The organism is Sphingomonas sp., assembly GCF_013816785.1.
Classification (GTDB): Bacteria; Pseudomonadota; Alphaproteobacteria; order Sphingomonadales; family Sphingomonadaceae; genus Sphingomicrobium.
This window is the reverse complement of sequence record NZ_JACDDV010000019.1, coordinates 20,567-36,105: the sequence shown is the minus strand read 5'-3', so window position 1 is coordinate 36,105 and position 15,539 is coordinate 20,567. Positions and strand designations below refer to the sequence as shown.

Below are 15,539 nucleotides of genomic sequence, written 5' to 3'. Positions count from 1 at the left end.
CGCCGGATCGTCCCACGCGCCGCGCAGGGTCAAATGGTCGAGTGGATAGGGCGTCGGATCCAGCCTCACGCCGTCGGGCCTAGCGATGGTCGTCCGGGGGTGCAAAGCTTGCCTCCCTCCAAGGCAGTGCTTACGGGCGCACTCCGATGAAGCAGGGGAAGCTCAGCGTGGCAACACGGGACGCCGAAGAGGTTGAGGCGACGCTACGCGCGTTGCTAGTCGACACGCTCGGCCTGTCGACGACGAGGGTCGCAGGGTTCGGGGAGATGACCGAGCTGTTCGGCGCGCTGCCCGAGCTAGATTCGATGGCAGTCGCGACTCTGCTGACCGGGATCGAGGAGCGGCTCGGCGTACTAATTGAGGATGACGACGTCGAGGCTGAGGATTTAATGAGTTTCGGGCGGTTGCTGGCGTTTGCGCGGAAGATGGCGCTGCGATAATTTACTGGGCGGCTTGAAGCGCCTCGAATTCTTCCTCGGCGAGAAATTTTTCGGCGTCGAGCGACGCCATGCAGCCCGTTCCGGCGGCGGTTACCGCCTGGCGGTAGATTTTGTCCATGACATCGCCACAGGCGAACACGCCCGGGATTGAGGTGCGGGTGGTGCCGGTCTCGACTCCGATATAGCCGTCCGAATCGAGCTCGAGTTTGCCCTGGAACAGCTCGGTCGCGGGCTTGTGTCCGATGGCGACGAAAGCGCCGTCGACGTCGATCCGCGTGATCGCGCCGGTCTTGACGTTGCGCACGTCCAATCCAACCAGCGCCTCGGGCATGCCGCCGCCAACAAACTCGGCGACCTCGCTGTCCCAGATGACCTTGATGTTCTGATGCGCGAACAGCCGGTCCTGGAGAATTTTCTCGGCGCGAAAGGTATCGCGGCGGTGGATCAGCGTCACGTCGTGGCTGTGGTTGGTTAGGTAGAGCGCTTCCTCAACCGCGGTATTGCCGCCGCCGATCACCGCGACTTTCTTGCCGCGATAGAAAAATCCGTCGCAGGTCGCGCAAGCCGAGGCGCCCCTGCCTTTCATATGCTCTTCCGACGGCAGGCCGAGCCATTTGGCCTGAGCGCCGGTGGCGATGACCAACGTGTCGGCATGATATTCGGCGCCTCCGTCGCCCTTCAGCACAAACGGGCGACGCGACACGTCGACGTCGGCGATATGGTCCCAAATGAACTTGGTCCCGACATGCTCGGCCTGCGCTTGCATCTCCTCCATCAGCCAGGGACCTTGGATGACGTCGCGGAAGCCGGGGTAATTTTCGACGTCGGTGGTTGTGGTCAGCTGCCCACCGGGCTGAATGCCCTGGATCACGACCGGCGACAGGCCGGCGCGCGCAGCGTAGATGGCGGCGGTGAGGCCGGCGGGGCCGGAGCCGAGGACAAGCAGGCGGGTCGAAACGATGTTGGTCATGGGCGGCACTTAGGGTCGCTGGGCACGGGCGGCAAGAAGAGTGGGCGCGACCTAGAGCAGGAACATTGGGGTCGGATCGACCACCGGCGGAATTGCCTTGGGCATCCGACACGCCTCGGTCTTGCGCGGCTTGGGTTGCACCTGCGGCGGGCGCGGATCGGGCTTTGAGCAGGCGGGGCGACGCGGCGGTTCATTGGCCACCGCGGGCGCGGCAAGCCCCACCAACGCGATCAATGAGATGATCAACTTCCCCTGCATGCCGCCGACGTAACGATCTCCTGGATGAACGGCAAATGAATCCGGGTCAGACAGTCTGTCGAGCCTTCAACCTGCCCCGGCAGGTTAGAACAGTCTCGACTGCTTGACCGCGGCAGCGACGAAGCCAGCGAACAGCGGATGCGGGTCGAACGGGCGGCTCTTCAACTCGGGGTGGAACTGGACGCCGATGAACCAAGGATGGTCGGGCCGCTCGACGATCTCGGGCAGCTCGCCGTCGGGCGAAAGGCCGGAAAAGACGAGCCCGCCCTTTTCGAGCGAGTCGCGGTAATGGGCATTGACCTCGTAGCGGTGGCGGTGGCGCTCGCTGATCTCGGTCTTGCCGTAGATAGTCGCGACATGGCTGTTGCCCTTGAGGGTCGCCGGATAGGCTCCGAGCCGCATCGTCCCGCCCATGTCGGTGTCGGCGGAGCGCTTCTGCAACCCCTCCTCGCTCATCCATTCGGTGATCAGGCCGACCACCGGCTCGGCGGTGGCGCCAAACTCGGTGGTCGAGGCGGTAGCGATGCCGGCGATGTTCCGCGCCCCCTCGATGCACGCCATCTGCATGCCGAGGCAAATGCCGAAAAACGGCACCGCACGCTCGCGCGCAAAGCGAACACTGGCGATCTTGCCCTCGCTGCCACGCTCGCCGAAGCCTCCCGGGACAAGGATGCCGTGCAGCGGCTCCAATTCGGCGGCAAGGTCGGCATCGTCCTTTTCGAATAGCTCGGCGTCAAGCCAACGGATGTGGACTTTCACCCGGTTGGCGATGCCACCGTGCACAAGTGCCTCGCGCAAGCTTTTGTAGGCGTCCGGCAGCCCGATATATTTGCCCACCACGCCGATCGTCACCTCGCCCTCGGGATGATCAACGCGGTCCATGATGTCCGCCCAGCGGGCAAGATCCGGATCGGGCGCCCCCTCGATGCCGAACACGCGCAGCACTTCGTCGTCGAGCCCTTCCGCGTGATATTGCAGCGGCACGTCGTAGATCGAGCGGGCGTCCAACGCCTGGATCACCGCCGACACGGGGACGTTGCAGAACAGCGCGATCTTGGCCCGGTCGCTCTGGGGAATTTCGCGCTCGGCGCGGCACAGCAATATGTCGGGCTGAATGCCGTAGCTGGTCAGTTCGCGCACGCTGTGCTGGGTCGGCTTGGTCTTAAGCTCGCCGGCGGCAGCGAGATAGGGCACCAGCGTCGTATGGACAAACACCGACTGGCCGCGGCCGAGATCGTTCTTGAGCTGCCGGATCGCCTCGACGAACGGCAGGCTTTCGATGTCGCCGACGGTCCCGCCGATCTCACAGATGACGAAATCTAGCGCGTCGGTGTCGGCCAGCGCGAATTCCTTGATCGCGTTGGTGACGTGGGGGATCACTTGAACCGTCGCGCCGAGATAGTCGCCGCGCCGCTCCCGCGCGATGATGTCGCGATAAATGCGGCCCGAGGTGACGTTGTCGCTCTGCCGGGCGGAGACGCCGGTGAACCGCTCGTAATGGCCGAGATCGAGGTCGGTTTCGGCTCCGTCATCGGTGACGTAGACCTCGCCATGTTGATAGGGCGACATCGTTCCCGGATCGACGTTCAGGTAGGGATCGAACTTGCGAATACGGACCGAATAGCCCCGCGCCTGGAGGAGCGCCCCCAACGAGGCAGCCAACAGACCTTTGCCAAGCGAAGAGACCACGCCGCCGGTGATGAAAATATACCGCGCCATGGGAGACGAGCCTTAGTGACTGCCGCCGCCTGCTGGCAAGCGCGCGAATCAAATCCTGCCGAAAAAAATCGTGAAACTATTGCGCGAGCGGCACCGCCGGCTCGGCTTCATTGCCGGCGGGTGCGGCCGGCACAGTCGGTGTCTGACTGGTCGGCTTGAACGGCTGTTCCTTAGCGAGCGTGGTGTCGACCTTGGTCGATTCGCGGCTGACCCCGGCGACCGCGGCGAGCAGAATCGACAGAACGATAAACAAACCACCGAGAATCGAGGTCGCGCGAGTCAGAAAATCGGCCGCGCCGCGGGCCGTCATAAGCCCCGCCGACGATCCGCCGACGCCCAGCCCGCCGCCTTCCGAGCGCTGCATCAGGATCACCGCAACGAGGGAAGCGGCAACCAGCGTCTGGACGATCAGCAGGAAGGTGAACATGAGGGAAGCAGCCTGTCAGAAAAATGAAATGTCGCGCGTCAGATAGCGGCGCGGGTGGCAATGTTCAACGCGAAGCGGCCGCCTCGACGATCGGGAGAAAATCGGCGGCTTTGAGGCTGGCTCCGCCGACTAGCGCGCCATCGACATCGGGCACCGCGAAAATCTCGGCAGCGTTCGACGGTTTGACCGAGCCACCGTAAAGCAAGCGAACCGCGTCGCCCGCTTCGCCATAGGCCGCGACCAACCGGCCGCGCAGAGCGGCGTGCATTTCACCGATGTCGTCGATCGAGGGGATCTTGCCGGTGCCGATCGCCCAGATCGGCTCATAGGCGACAGCCAGATTTACACCATCGCACGATGGAAGCGACGCATCGAGTTGGGCGCAAACCGTGGCAACCGCTCGTCCCGCCTCGCGCTCCGCATCGCTTTCGCCAACGCACAGGATGACGTCGAGCCCGGCGGCGAGCGCGGCCTCGGCCTTGGCCTTGATGTCGGCGTCGCCCTCGCCTTGGCCCAAGCGCCGCTCGCTGTGGCCAACGATGGTCAGGCGCGCGCCAGCGTCGAGTAGCATCACGGCCGAGACGCAGCCGGTATGCGCGCCCTTGTCGGCCGCATGGACGTCCTGCCCGCCCACCGTGAAGCCGGGAACGGCGCTAGCCGCTCGCTCGATCAGCGTCGCCGGAAGGCACAAGGCAACATCGGTGGCAACATCGCGAGCCGCGGCAACAATCGCCGCCACTTCGGCCAGGTCGGTGGCCAGCCCGTTCATCTTCCAGTTTCCCGCCACTAGCTTGCGCCGCGCCATCGCTGCCCTCTCCCTTGTTGTCCGATCCGCGCCTAGCAATCGCGCGCCCTCGCGCCAAGGCGTTGAACCTTGGGCTGTCCGCTCCTAAAGCAGCGCTTCCTCCGCTCTTCGATCGAGATGTGCCGCTCCATGTTCGCTTTTTTCCGCCGCCTGTCCAAATCGGCCATCGGGACTTCCATCCTGGTCATGTTCCTGCTCGCCATTCTCGCCTCGTTCGCGCTGGCCGACATCAGCGGATCGAGCATGGGCGGGTTCGGGCAGAGCAGCGACACGCTTGCCTCGGTCGGAGATGAAAAGGTCACCGACCGCGACTTGACCGCAGCGATGCGGCGGGTGCTGACCCAGGCGCAGGCGCAAAACCCCGAAGCGACCTATGCCAGCCTGGCCGGCGACTTCGGCGCTGTGCTCGACCAGCTGATCGACGAGCGGGCGATGCTGGCCTTCGCCGCCGACCATGGATTTACCCTGTCGAAACGGCTGGTCGATGCCGAGATCGCCAACCTGCCGCAGACCCGCGGCTTCGACGGCAAGTTCAGCGACCAGGCCTACGCGGCGTTTCTGCAGCAACAGCAAATGACCGATGCCGACCTTCGCCGCCTGCTCGGGGTTGCGTTGACCCAACGGCTCATCCTTGCTCCAGCGGCGGTGGATTCGCGTGTGCCGATCGGAGTTGCGCGACCCTATGCCTCGATGCTGCTCGAGCAGCGCGAGGGACAGCTGGCGCTGGTCCCGGTCGACGCCTTTCGCGCCGGGTTGACTCCGACCGACGGCGACCTTCAATCCTTCTACGTGCAGAACCGCCAGCGCTACATCGTGCCCGAACAGCGCATATTGAAGATTGCTCGGATCACGCCGGAGACGGTAGCGGGGGTCGTCCCGACCGATGCCGAAGTCGCCGCTTATTACCGCGCCAACCAGGCGACCTACGGCGGTAGCGAGCAGCGCGTGATCAGTCAGGCTGTGGTCAAGGACGAAGCCGCCGCCGATGGAATCGTGGCGCGCGCCCGCGGCGGGGCCGCCTTCGCCGCCGCCGCCGCGCCCGCCGGGCTTAGCGCGGAAGATGTCAGCGTCGGGCCGCAATCCAAGGCCGAGTTTGGGCAACTTGCCGGCGATGCAGTGGCCAATGCCGCCTTTGCCGCTGCGAAAGGCGCGATCGTCGGACCGCTACGCTCAGACCTTGGCTGGCACGTGATCCGCATCGACGACATCAAGGGCGCCTCGGGCCGCACGCTCGACCAGGCCCGGGCCGAGATTCTTACCAAGCTCGGCGCCGACAAACGCAAGGGGGCGCTGACCGACCTGGTGACCAAGGTGGAGGACATGATCGACGGCGGGTCGAGCTATGCCGAAGTCATCGCCGCTGCCAAACTGCCGGTCATCATCACCCCGCCGATCACCGGCGCCGGGACGGCCCGCGGTGCTCCCGGCTTCAAGCTACCGCCCGATCTCGCCCCGGCCCTGAAGACCGGCTTCGCGCAGGCAGCTGGCGATGACCCTGAAGTCGTCACCTTGCCCAATCAAGCCGGCTACGCGCTGGTTGCGGTCGACCGGATAGCCGAAGCCGCTCCTGCCCCGCTGATCGACATTCGCGACAAGGTGCGCGACGACTGGATTCACCGCAAGGCGTCCGACCGCGCCCGCGCCGTCGCCTCGCAGATTGCCGCCAAGGTTGCCGGCGGGAGCGATTTCGCCAAGGCGGTCAGCGAATCCGCCGTCGCCCTCCCCCCGGCGCAGCCCGTTATTGCACGCCGCATCCAGATCTCGCAGGCCAACGCCGATGCCGCCGCGCCGCTGAAGATGCTGTTCACCCTACTTCGCGGTAAAAGCCGGATGATCGCCGATCCGGGCGGCCGCGGCTTCTTCATCGTCAAGGTCAATCGAGTCACGCCGGGCAATGCGTTGTCCAACCCAGCACTGATCGCCCAGACTCAGGCCGCCTTTCAGCAGACCGCCTCCGAGGAAATCGCTGCCGAACTCCTCGCCGCGATGAAGGCGGAGCAAGGCGTCAAGCGCAACGACAAGGCGATCGCCTCGGCCAAGCAGCGGATTACCGGCTCGGGCAATTGAGCTGCGCGCCGGTCGTCCTTGTGCTCGACAATATCGACAGCTTTACCTTCATGCTGGTCGATTATCTGAAGTCGCTGGGCGCCGATGTCCTTGTCGAACGCAACGATGCCATCGACGTAGATGACGCATTATCAGCCGGGCGCGACGGCGTACTGGTCTCGCCGGGGCCGGGACGGCCTGAGGAAGCTGGCATCTCGGTTGCGCTCGCTGCCGCCTGCATCGAACGACGCCATCCCATGCTCGGCGTGTGCCTTGGGCAACAGGCCATTGCCCTGGCGTGCGGTTCGCGGGTTGACCGCACCGCGCCGGTCCACGGCAAGGTCGCCAGCATCAAACACGATGGGACCGGGCTGTTCGAGAAGCTGCCATCGCCGTTCGGCGCGACTCGTTATCATTCGCTCGACGTTCCTGACCCGCGCGCACCGCTGCTGGCCAATGCCTGGAGCGCGGACGGTACGGTGATGTCGGTACGGCATGCCGAGGCGCCGGTCCACGGCGTTCAGTTCCATCCGGAGAGCGTCGCATCCGAGCACGGGCATGCGCTGCTGGCCGCCTTTTTGGCGATCTGCGTCCACGACGCTTGACGAGCGCCGTTTCGTTTCCTACACGTTCACCGTTCGTTCCGAAACGGGAGACGCCGATGCTCACCTCGAAGCAGCATGAATTGCTCAACTTCATCCACGAACGACTGTCGGCAACGGGCGTCAGCCCGAGTTTCGACGAAATGCGCGAGGCGCTCGATTTGAAGTCGAAATCGGGAGTCCATCGGCTGATAGGCGCGCTCGAGGAGCGGCAGTTCATTCGCCGCCTGCCCAACCGGGCGCGAGCGCTGGAGGTTGTGCGAATGCCGGAGATCGGGGCGTCCATGCCCGCGCCACCGTCGATCGCCGCGGCACCCGCCAATGACACGATCGAAATTCCCATGCACGGGCGCATTGCCGCCGGCACGCCGGTCGAGGCGCTGCAGGGGACCGAGGGTTTCGCGGTACCGGCAGCGCTGCTTGGGCCGGGCGAGCATTACGCGCTCGAGGTGTCAGGCGATTCAATGGTCGAGGAAGGTATTTTGGACGGCGATTTCGCCCTCATCCGGCGCGTCGACACGGCTCGCGACGGGGAAATTGTCGTCGCGTTGATCGATGAGGCCGAAGCGACCCTGAAGACCTTTCGCCGCGAAGGGTCGATGGTCCGCCTCGACCCGGCCAACCGCCATTATCAAGCGCAGCGTTATCGCCCCGAGCAAATCACCATCCAGGGCCGGCTGGCGGGCCTGATCCGGCGCTATTGAAATGGCCCGAATCGATTATGTCGAATTGCCGAGCGTGACGGCGCATGAGTTGACGCGCGGCTTTTACGCCAAGGCATTCGACTGGGATTTCGCCGATTATGGACCGGACTATGCGGCAACGACCAATGGCGATGTCGATGTCGGATTGAACGGTCAGCCGGCCGACGCACTGTCGGCGCCGTTGCCAGTGATCCGCGTCAATGACGTCGAGGCCGCATTCGATGCGGTGATCAAGGCTGGCGGGGTGATTGCCCGGGCGATCTTTGCGTTTCCAGGCGGGCGTCGGTTCCACTTCGTCGATCCGTCGGGAAGCGAGCTCGCGGTGTGGCAAAAGGCCGGCGAGGAATAGGCGCGCCGGCCCAAGGGTGATCGCGTACCTGCTCGGCAACGCTTACGACATTCGGACTTTCGCCAAGATAGATGGCCAAGCCGCCGCTGCGCTCGAGATAGGCGCGGTCAAGCTTGAGCCAGCGTGGTTTGCAGCTGCGCGGCAGACGGCGCTCGGCGACGACGATGTCGGCATCGGCGCATGCCTGAGTCAGCTGCGCCCAATCGATGCGATCCTTGCTGCGGATCGCTAGCAGGCGCCAAGCGTGTCCGTCGCGGAGGATATCGACCAGGCAGGCGTCCCTGGTGCAGCGGGCGAAGCGTTGTTCGTCGAGGTTGAGCGGATCGCCGTCGTAAGCCGCCGCCTCGCTCATCAGGTCGCGGACGAAATCGCCGCTGCGGCTGCGCAGAAGAAGCGGAACCCCGTCTTCGCGCACCAACGCAAGATGGCGGCCGTCGCCGGTAACGAGCAGGTCGGGTGACGGCGCCAGCGCCGCTCCCGAGGCTCCCAGGACGATCGGCACCATTCCCCAGCGACTGAGCCGCGATCGCCACAAGCACAGCCACAGGCCGCCGAGAACCATGGAGGCAAATGCCCAAATGGGCATCGTTGGCAGCATCGCCACCGCACCCTTAGCCGATCCGACGTGGTGGGCGATGGCGAGCATCAGGTCGATCGACCAACCGGTCGCGGCCCATAAGGGCGCGCCCGCCCCGACCGAGTCGAGCAGCAATGCGCCGCCCTCAAGCGGCATGATGATGAACGTCGTCAGCGGGACAGCGATCATGTTGGCGAGCACGCCGAACAGCCCCGCCCGGTGGAAATGATAGAGCGCGAACGGCATCAGCGCGATTTCGACGACCAAGCCGGTGACGAGCAGTCCGGCGAGGCTTCGCACGAATCGCGCTGGCAGGATTTCGTCGCGAGCGGCGAGTGTGTCGTGCACCGGCCGCCATTTGTGAAGCGCAATGATCGCGGTCACCGCGGCGAAGCTCAGCTGGAAGCTGGCACCAGCGATGGCTTCGGGGCAAAAGATCATCACCACCAGCGCGCCGACCGCGACCAGGCGCAGGCTGATCGCCTCTCGCCCTAGCGCCAGCCCGCCAAGGACCAGCAGCGCGGCGATGCACGAGCGCACCGTGGGCACCTGCATGCCGGTCAGCAGCGTGTAGCCAATTCCGACGAGCGCTCCCGCTCCGGCCGCGACCAGCACCAGGTTGAACCGCAGCGCGAGCCGCTCGCTCAGCGCCAGCACGCGAAGGGCCAGGAACATAACTGCGCCGATCACCGCGGCGATATGCAGACCGCTGACCGACAGCAGGTGGGCGAGCCCAGAGCGGCGCATCGCATCCGCATCCTCCTCGCCGACCGGGGATTGATCGCCCGTCGCAAGCGCGGTGGCGATAGCCCCGCTGGGACCGGGAAGTCGACTGCGGATATGCTTTCCCAATCGGTCGCGGAGCGCATCCAGTCCACCGCCGCGCGATGGCGAAATGACCTCGACCGGTCCGAGCGAGCGCCCGACTGCGCCAATCTTCCGAAACCACGCGTCGCGCGCAAAGTCGTGGCCGCCAGGCAGCGCCATCAGCGGTGGTGGTTGAAGGCGGGCGCGGACCCGAATCGTCGCGCCCTGCCCCAGCCCGGGCGGCGCCACATCCTCGGGAATGGTGACGCGGATGCGGGGCGGAAGCGCCTCGCCGGCGGGCGCCAACGTCAGCCGTATATCGCCTTTGGCGGCACGCGGTTCGAGCGCCTCGACTCGCGCTTCGATCTGGACAACTTGCGGCCGATCGAGCCTTGGCGCGGCGAGACGATCACTGCGCCACCAGATAAGGCCGCAGCCGACAGCCAGCGCCATACCGCCCCAAAACAGCGATCGCGCAAGCCGTCCGCGGCCCTCGGTCAACCCGGCCGACGCCAGTGCCAGCGCAAAGGCGATGAACGCGGACCATTGATGCGGGCCGGGTAGCCACAGCCATCCCGCGATCCCGGCCCCGAAAGCGATGACGAACCATAAAGGAAGCTGGGCGCGCTCGGCGTCTAGCCGGGCCTCGACGCGTGCCCGGAACGCGATCAGGAACGCAACCGACAACTGTCCACGCGCCGGTTCCGCCGGCGCATCCTCTATGATAGGGGCGCTCGTCCAGTCCATCGGCCCGCGCAGACAAAAGGAAAGCGCGCCGGAGCGCAAGCGAGAAAAAGTGACCAGCGGAAACAGCCAAATATCGGGGGTCGTGACGCGCTTCGCCCCGTCGCCGACCGGCTATCTCCATATTGGCGGAGCGAGGACCGCGCTGTTCAACTGGTTGTTCGCGCGCCACCACGCCGGCCAATATCACCTGCGCATCGAGGACACCGACCGCGCCCGCTCGACCCAGCCGGCGATCGACGCCATCCTCGACGGGCTGAGCTGGCTCGGTCTCGAAGGCGATGGCGAGCCGGTGTTCCAATTCGCGCGCTCCGCCCGGCATCGCGAGATGGTCGAGGCGCTGCTTGACGCCGGCCACGCCTATCGCTGCTATTTGACACCCGAGGAACTAACCACGCGGCGCGAGCAGGCGCAGGCCGGGCGCCGCCCATTCCGCCTCGAAAGCGAATGGCGCGACCGCCAGCCGGGCGATACGGAGGCCGGCAAACCGCATGTAGTCCGCATCAAGACGCCCACCGAAGGTGAAACGGCCCTTCACGACTTGGTCCAGGGCCCAGTTACAGTCGCTAATGCCGAGATCGACGATTTCGTCCTGCTGAGGTCCGACCGCACGCCGACCTACATGCTGGCGGTAGTGGTCGACGATCATGACATGGGCGTGACCCATGTCATCCGCGGCGACGACCATCTGAACAATGCGTTCCGCCAGCTGGCGATCGTCCGGGCGATGGGTTGGGCGGAGCCGACTTACGCCCACATCCCGCTGATCCATGGGGCCGATGGGGCGAAGCTCAGCAAGCGCCACGGCGCGCTCGGCGTCGATACCTATCGCGACGACCTCGGCATCCTGCCCGAAGCGCTGTTCAACTATCTTCTACGGCTCGGCTGGGGCCATGGCGATGACGAGATTATCAGCCGCGAGCAGGCGATCGAGTGGTTCGACCTAGATCATGTCGGCAAAAGCCCGTCGCGCTTCGACCTCAAGAAGCTCGAAAACCTGAACGGCCATTATATGCGCGAGGGCGATGACGGACGGCTAGCGGCGCTGATCGCTCCAAAGCTGAACATCGATGAGGCGGCGCGCGACCTGCTCGTCCGCGCGATGCCCGAACTGAAGGCGCGCGCGCACGATCTCAACCAGTTGGCCGAGGGGGCGCAATTTCTGTTCGCCGCGCGACCGCTGGTTATCGACGACAAGGCCGCTACCTCGCTGACCGATGAAGCCCGCGGCCTACTGGCTCTCGCCCTTGCAGCCCTGTCATCGCTCGTGAGTTGGACGCACGACGACCTTGATGCTGCAGTGCGGGAGGTTGCCGAGGATAATGGACTTAAGCTAGGAAAACTGGCTCAGCCGCTACGCGCGGCGCTGACGGGCAAGGCGACCTCGCCGGGTATCTTCGACGTCCTTGTCCTGCTTGGAAAAGACGAGAGCCTGGCGCGCATCGCCGATCAAACGCTGGAGCCGAATGGATGACCGACAAAACCGCCTCCCTGAAGACGACAAGCGGCGATTTCACCTATCCGTTGCTCAACGGCTCAGTCGGCCCCGATGTCGTCGATATCCGCAAATTCTACGGTGATACGGGGATGTTTACCTACGACCCCGGCTTCACCTCGACCGCGTCGTGCCAAAGCGCGATCACCTATATCGACGGCGATCAGGGCATCTTGCTGCACCGTGGCTTTCCGATCGACCAGCTGGCCGAAAAATCGAACTTCATGGAAGTTGCCTATTTGTTGCTTCACGGCGATCTGCCCAAGCAAAAGGAGCTCGACGAGTTCAGTTACACAATCACCCGCCACACGATGGTCCACGAGCAGCTGGCGACCTTTTATCGAGGGTTTCGCCGCGACGCTCACCCGATGGCGATCATGTGCGGCGTGGTCGGGGCGCTTTCCGCATTCTATCATGATTCGACCGACATCACCGATCCGCAGCAGCGTCTGATCGCCTCTCACCGGCTGATCGCCAAGATGCCGACGCTGGCGGCAATGGCGTTTAAATATTCAGTGGGGCAGCCGTTTCTCTATCCACAGAACGGCCTCAGCTATACCGGCAACTTCCTGCGCCTGACCTTCGGCGTCCCGGCCGAACCTTATGAGATCAACCCGATCGTCGAAAAGGCGATGGAGCGGATTTTCATCCTCCACGCCGACCATGAGCAGAATGCCTCGACCTCGACCGTGCGTCTGGCCGGATCGTCGGGCGCCAATCCTTTCGCCTGCATCGCCGCCGGCATTGCCTGCCTGTGGGGGCCGGCCCACGGCGGCGCCAACGAGGCCGCGCTCAACATGCTGCGCGAAATCGGCACCGTGAAACGCATCCCCGAATATATCGCCCGTGCCAAGGACAAGAATGACCCGTTCCGCCTGATGGGCTTCGGTCATCGGGTGTACAAGAATTACGACCCGCGCGCGAAGGTCATGCAAGCGACCGCCCAAGCCGTGCTCAAGGAACTCAACATCTCCGATCCGGTGCTCGACGTCGCCCAGGAGCTCGAGCAGATCGCGCTGCACGACGAATATTTCATCGAGAAAAAGCTCTATCCCAACGTCGATTTCTATTCGGGCGTCATCTTGAACGCGATCGGCTTTCCGACCGAAATGTTTACCGTGCTGTTTGCGATCGCCCGCACCGTCGGGTGGGTCGCGCAATGGAATGAGATGATTTCCGATCCCGAGCAGAAAATCGGCCGCCCACGCCAGCTCTACGTCGGCGCGACGCAGCGCGACTATGTGCCCGTCAAGGAGCGCTAGGCAGACGCCAGCACGAGCGTGAAACGGGCGCCCTCACCCCGCGCGCTGTGCAGCTCGATATCGCCACCCATCGACCTGGCCAATCGGCGGGCGATAGCGAGGCCCAAGCCGGTCCCGACGGGCGCATCGCCGACCCGCTCGTATCGTTCGAAGATGCGTTGCTGGTCGGCCGGGTCGATGCCCGGGCCCTGATCACCGACGGTCACGCGCGCCTTGCCACCCGATGTCTCAAGATGGATTGAAATCGCGGTTTTTTCCGGCGAATGGCGAATCGCGTTGCCGATGATATTGACCAGGATTTGGACCGTGGCGCGGGCCTCGGCATGGGCTGGCATCGGCGACGCTCCGCCCGCCACCGCAATGGCGATATCGCGCTCGTCGGCGCGCGCTTGGACCAGCTGGACAGCCTCGGCGACGGACAAGGCGAGGTCGATCCGGTCAACATCGCCACCTGGCTGCTCGGTCATGACCCGAATTACCGACAGCAGATGGCGGCCGGCCGCCGAGATATCGCCGGCGTAGGCCGCGTATTCGCTGCGAAGCGGGCCGTCGGTGCGATCGACAATGCGGTCGGCGGCGGCGATGATCCGGTCGAGCGGCGACCGGAGCGCCTCGTCAAGCGCCGGATCGAACAGGCCGGGAGCCTCGCCCGGGCCCTCGGCACCGCCAAAGTCGACGTGCCCTTCGAAACCCTCGAAGCGACCGGTCGCGGCCTGCTTCGCAGTGCCCGACAAGGTCACGCGAACGTTCGGATCTGACCGTAATGTGGCCTGCTGACCCTCGAAATCCTGGCGCCCGCCCAGTGCCGTTAACAGCGGCATCTGACCATCGCCGTCGTCGACCAGCATGAAGAAACGGGTCAGCGGCTGACCCACGCTCTCGCTTTCCGACACACCAAGGCGCGCGGCTAGCGCAGCGTCGACGGCCGCAATCTTCAATCCGACATCAACGGTAAATTCATGGGATTGCGCCGCGACGGTTTCGGCCGCGGCAGGTTCGGACCCAACCAGCGTCAGACGCGGCGGTGCGGGCGGGCGCGATTTCCAGCCTTCGATCGAAAAATCCGCGCCCTCGGCATCCGGCTCGGCGCGGACCCACAGATCGAAATCCTGATCGGCCGATGCGGCGATCACCGAGCGCGACAAGGGGACGCCCAGCTTGAACGCCGAGCGCACGACGGCGGCAAGTTGCGGTAGCGCCAACGGCGCGCCAAGACTCGATCCCGCGGCTTCCTGCAAGCGCAGCAAATCCGGATCGGCCGACACCAAGCGGCCTTCCGCGTCGACGCGCCCGCGGACCGGCCCACGGTCGGAGGGTGCGCTAGCCATTTCGGGCTTCAAGGATGTCGCGGGCAGCGCGGTAATGAGGGTCGAGGCGCAGCCAGCCGCGGCAGCGCGTGACCTGATCGTCGTCAAGGGCATCGAACCGTTCGATCGCGCGATCGGGCGCGCCAAGGCCGAACAACGCGTCGAACGCGGCGAGAATCTGCGCCGCGGTACCCCGCTCGCAACCGGCCAACCGAGCCAGCATCATGGCCTCTCCACCGCTGAAAAATGCCCATCCGTCGGCGCCTTCGATCCCGGCCCGCCGGGAAAGCAGCGCGACGAGCAGCGCGGCGTCGCCGGCCTGCGCAATCTGGCCCAACATGGCGTCATCACTACGCCCGGCCGCGTCGAGTGCCCGGGCCAGCGCCGCGACCGCGGCATCTAGCCGCTTGCCCTCGTCGTGGCGGACCAGCAACGCCTGCGCCGCCAGCGCCAGCAGCTGGTCGGCTTCACCCTCGATCTGCTCCCGCAATACCCCGGCAACAGCATAAGCCAGCGCCACCGCATCTTCCGCGGCAAGGTCGTCAAATTCGATGCCCAGGCGCCCGAACCGGTCGCGGCGTCGGCCGCGTGCCACCGTCAGCCCCATGGCCGCGTCGGCCACCGGCGCGTCAGCATCACCGACAAGGGTTGCGACAAACGCGTCGCCGCCGCGTTCCATGCGCGCCGACAGCTGTTGCTCGTCGGCCCGGCGAAGGAGGAGCGCGACCAGTCCATCGCGCTCGACCAGGCCGGTGTTGCGAAGCTGCCGGTAAAGCGTGTCGCGCCCCGCGTCGGCATGGGCCGCCAAAAAGGCCGGCAGCGCCGCAATTATCTCGTCACCAATGTCGCTGATCAGGCCGCGCAGCATGGCCGCCATCAGCGACCGCTCCTCGTCGGTCAGCCGACCGCTTTCGTCGAGAAAGAAATCAGCGCGCACGATGGCCAGCCGCTCGCGTGCCGCACGCGGGCGCGCGGTGTCGAGCGGGCGGTCGGCTGCGGGCGCAGCAAGCGGCCATTCCACGGGCAT

At 65.3% G+C, this 15,539-nt stretch carries 15 protein-coding genes; 7 read left to right on the top strand and 8 right to left on the bottom strand.

Annotated features, from left to right (window positions below; genetic code table 11):
* The first annotated feature begins 146 nt into the window (after nucleotides 1-146).
* Complete coding sequence (locus H0W65_RS05905; RefSeq protein ID WP_294005146.1) at nucleotides 147-440, top strand: acyl carrier protein; 294 nt, start codon at nucleotides 147-149, stop codon at nucleotides 438-440.
* Between the two features lies 1 nt (nucleotide 441).
* On the opposite strand, the gene trxB is transcribed toward H0W65_RS05905, so the two are convergent.
* From trxB to tpiA, 5 genes are all read right to left on the bottom strand, one after another.
* Nucleotides 442-1,410 carry a thioredoxin-disulfide reductase gene (gene trxB / locus H0W65_RS05900; protein WP_294005144.1) on the bottom strand — a complete coding sequence of 323 codons (969 nt, stop codon included), beginning with the start codon at nucleotides 1,408-1,410 and terminating at the stop codon, nucleotides 442-444.
* 51 nt (nucleotides 1,411-1,461) lie between these two features.
* Nucleotides 1,462-1,668, bottom strand: a complete 207-nt coding sequence (locus H0W65_RS05895; RefSeq protein ID WP_294005143.1) for a hypothetical protein — start codon at nucleotides 1,666-1,668, stop codon at nucleotides 1,462-1,464.
* An 84-nt stretch (nucleotides 1,669-1,752) separates the two neighbouring features.
* Nucleotides 1,753-3,387, bottom strand: coding sequence for a CTP synthase (locus H0W65_RS05890; protein WP_294005140.1), 1,635 nt, complete (start codon nucleotides 3,385-3,387; stop codon nucleotides 1,753-1,755).
* Nucleotides 3,388-3,463: 76 nt separating this feature from the next.
* The gene (secG, locus tag H0W65_RS05885; protein ID WP_294005137.1) at nucleotides 3,464-3,814 is read right to left on the bottom strand and encodes a preprotein translocase subunit SecG; all 351 of its coding nucleotides are present in this window, start codon (nucleotides 3,812-3,814) and stop codon (nucleotides 3,464-3,466) included.
* Between the two features lie 64 nt (nucleotides 3,815-3,878).
* The gene (gene tpiA / locus H0W65_RS05880; RefSeq protein WP_294005134.1) at nucleotides 3,879-4,619 is read right to left on the bottom strand and encodes a triose-phosphate isomerase; all 741 of its coding nucleotides are present in this window, start codon (nucleotides 4,617-4,619) and stop codon (nucleotides 3,879-3,881) included.
* Between the two features lie 129 nt (nucleotides 4,620-4,748).
* Here tpiA and H0W65_RS05875 point away from each other — a divergent pair, with 129 nt between their 5' ends.
* From H0W65_RS05875 to H0W65_RS05860, 4 genes are read left to right on the top strand one after another with little or no spacing between them, the layout of a single operon-like run.
* Complete coding sequence (locus tag H0W65_RS05875; RefSeq protein ID WP_294005131.1) at nucleotides 4,749-6,686, top strand: peptidylprolyl isomerase; 1,938 nt, start codon at nucleotides 4,749-4,751, stop codon at nucleotides 6,684-6,686.
* On the top strand, nucleotides 6,683-7,270 hold the full coding sequence (locus H0W65_RS05870; RefSeq protein ID WP_294005128.1) for an aminodeoxychorismate/anthranilate synthase component II: 588 nt from the start codon (nucleotides 6,683-6,685) through the stop codon (nucleotides 7,268-7,270). Before H0W65_RS05875 ends, H0W65_RS05870 begins: the two co-directional genes overlap by 4 nt.
* 56 nt (nucleotides 7,271-7,326) lie before the next feature.
* The gene (gene lexA, locus H0W65_RS05865) at nucleotides 7,327-7,971 is read left to right on the top strand and encodes a transcriptional repressor LexA (RefSeq protein WP_294005124.1); all 645 of its coding nucleotides are present in this window, start codon (nucleotides 7,327-7,329) and stop codon (nucleotides 7,969-7,971) included.
* Nucleotide 7,972: 1 nt separating this feature from the next.
* Complete coding sequence (locus H0W65_RS05860) at nucleotides 7,973-8,320, top strand: VOC family protein (protein ID WP_294005121.1); 348 nt, start codon at nucleotides 7,973-7,975, stop codon at nucleotides 8,318-8,320.
* On the opposite strand, the gene H0W65_RS05855 is transcribed toward H0W65_RS05860, so the two are convergent.
* Nucleotides 8,202-10,391 carry a ComEC/Rec2 family competence protein gene (locus H0W65_RS05855; RefSeq protein ID WP_294005118.1) on the bottom strand — a complete coding sequence of 730 codons (2,190 nt, stop codon included), beginning with the start codon at nucleotides 10,389-10,391 and terminating at the stop codon, nucleotides 8,202-8,204. The genes H0W65_RS05860 and H0W65_RS05855 overlap by 119 nt on opposite strands.
* 109 nt (nucleotides 10,392-10,500) lie before the next feature.
* Here H0W65_RS05855 and gltX point away from each other — a divergent pair, with 109 nt between their 5' ends.
* Both gltX and H0W65_RS05845 read left to right on the top strand, forming a co-directional pair.
* The gene (gene gltX / locus H0W65_RS05850; protein WP_294005115.1) at nucleotides 10,501-11,922 is read left to right on the top strand and encodes a glutamate--tRNA ligase; all 1,422 of its coding nucleotides are present in this window, start codon (nucleotides 10,501-10,503) and stop codon (nucleotides 11,920-11,922) included.
* Complete coding sequence (locus H0W65_RS05845) at nucleotides 11,919-13,205, top strand: citrate synthase (RefSeq protein WP_294005112.1); 1,287 nt, start codon at nucleotides 11,919-11,921, stop codon at nucleotides 13,203-13,205. Before gltX ends, H0W65_RS05845 begins: the two co-directional genes overlap by 4 nt.
* Here the strand turns inward: H0W65_RS05845 and H0W65_RS05840 are convergent.
* Together H0W65_RS05840 and H0W65_RS05835 are read right to left on the bottom strand one after the other, a co-directional pair.
* Nucleotides 13,202-14,533: a HAMP domain-containing sensor histidine kinase gene (locus tag H0W65_RS05840; RefSeq protein WP_294005109.1), complete on the bottom strand. Its 1,332-nt coding sequence runs from the start codon at nucleotides 14,531-14,533 to the stop codon at nucleotides 13,202-13,204. The two genes, H0W65_RS05845 and H0W65_RS05840, sit on opposite strands and share 4 nt — an antisense overlap.
* The gene (locus H0W65_RS05835) at nucleotides 14,526-15,533 is read right to left on the bottom strand and encodes a DUF2336 domain-containing protein (RefSeq protein WP_294005106.1); all 1,008 of its coding nucleotides are present in this window, start codon (nucleotides 15,531-15,533) and stop codon (nucleotides 14,526-14,528) included. The genes H0W65_RS05840 and H0W65_RS05835 overlap by 8 nt, the downstream gene beginning before the upstream one ends.
* Nucleotides 15,534-15,539 lie beyond the last annotated feature (6 nt).

What these genes read in the sequence shown, in the direction of transcription:
- H0W65_RS05845 (WP_294005112.1), top strand. Translation starts at nt 11,919, where the DNA reads ATGACCGACAAAACCGCCTCCCTGAAGACGACAAGCGGCGATTTCACC.
- H0W65_RS05890 (WP_294005140.1), bottom strand. Translation starts at nt 3,387, where the DNA reads ATGGCGCGGTATATTTTCATCACCGGCGGCGTGGTCTCTTCGCTTGGC.
- secG (WP_294005137.1), bottom strand. Translation starts at nt 3,814, where the DNA reads ATGTTCACCTTCCTGCTGATCGTCCAGACGCTGGTTGCCGCTTCCCTC.
- H0W65_RS05895 (WP_294005143.1), bottom strand. Translation starts at nt 1,668, where the DNA reads ATGCAGGGGAAGTTGATCATCTCATTGATCGCGTTGGTGGGGCTTGCC.
- tpiA (WP_294005134.1), bottom strand. Translation starts at nt 4,619, where the DNA reads ATGGCGCGGCGCAAGCTAGTGGCGGGAAACTGGAAGATGAACGGGCTG.
- lexA (WP_294005124.1), top strand. Translation starts at nt 7,327, where the DNA reads ATGCTCACCTCGAAGCAGCATGAATTGCTCAACTTCATCCACGAACGA.
- H0W65_RS05860 (WP_294005121.1), top strand. Translation starts at nt 7,973, where the DNA reads ATGGCCCGAATCGATTATGTCGAATTGCCGAGCGTGACGGCGCATGAG.
- trxB (WP_294005144.1), bottom strand. Translation starts at nt 1,410, where the DNA reads ATGACCAACATCGTTTCGACCCGCCTGCTTGTCCTCGGCTCCGGCCCC.
- H0W65_RS05840 (WP_294005109.1), bottom strand. Translation starts at nt 14,533, where the DNA reads ATGGCTAGCGCACCCTCCGACCGTGGGCCGGTCCGCGGGCGCGTCGAC.
- H0W65_RS05875 (WP_294005131.1), top strand. Translation starts at nt 4,749, where the DNA reads ATGTTCGCTTTTTTCCGCCGCCTGTCCAAATCGGCCATCGGGACTTCC.
- H0W65_RS05905 (WP_294005146.1), top strand. Translation starts at nt 147, where the DNA reads ATGAAGCAGGGGAAGCTCAGCGTGGCAACACGGGACGCCGAAGAGGTT.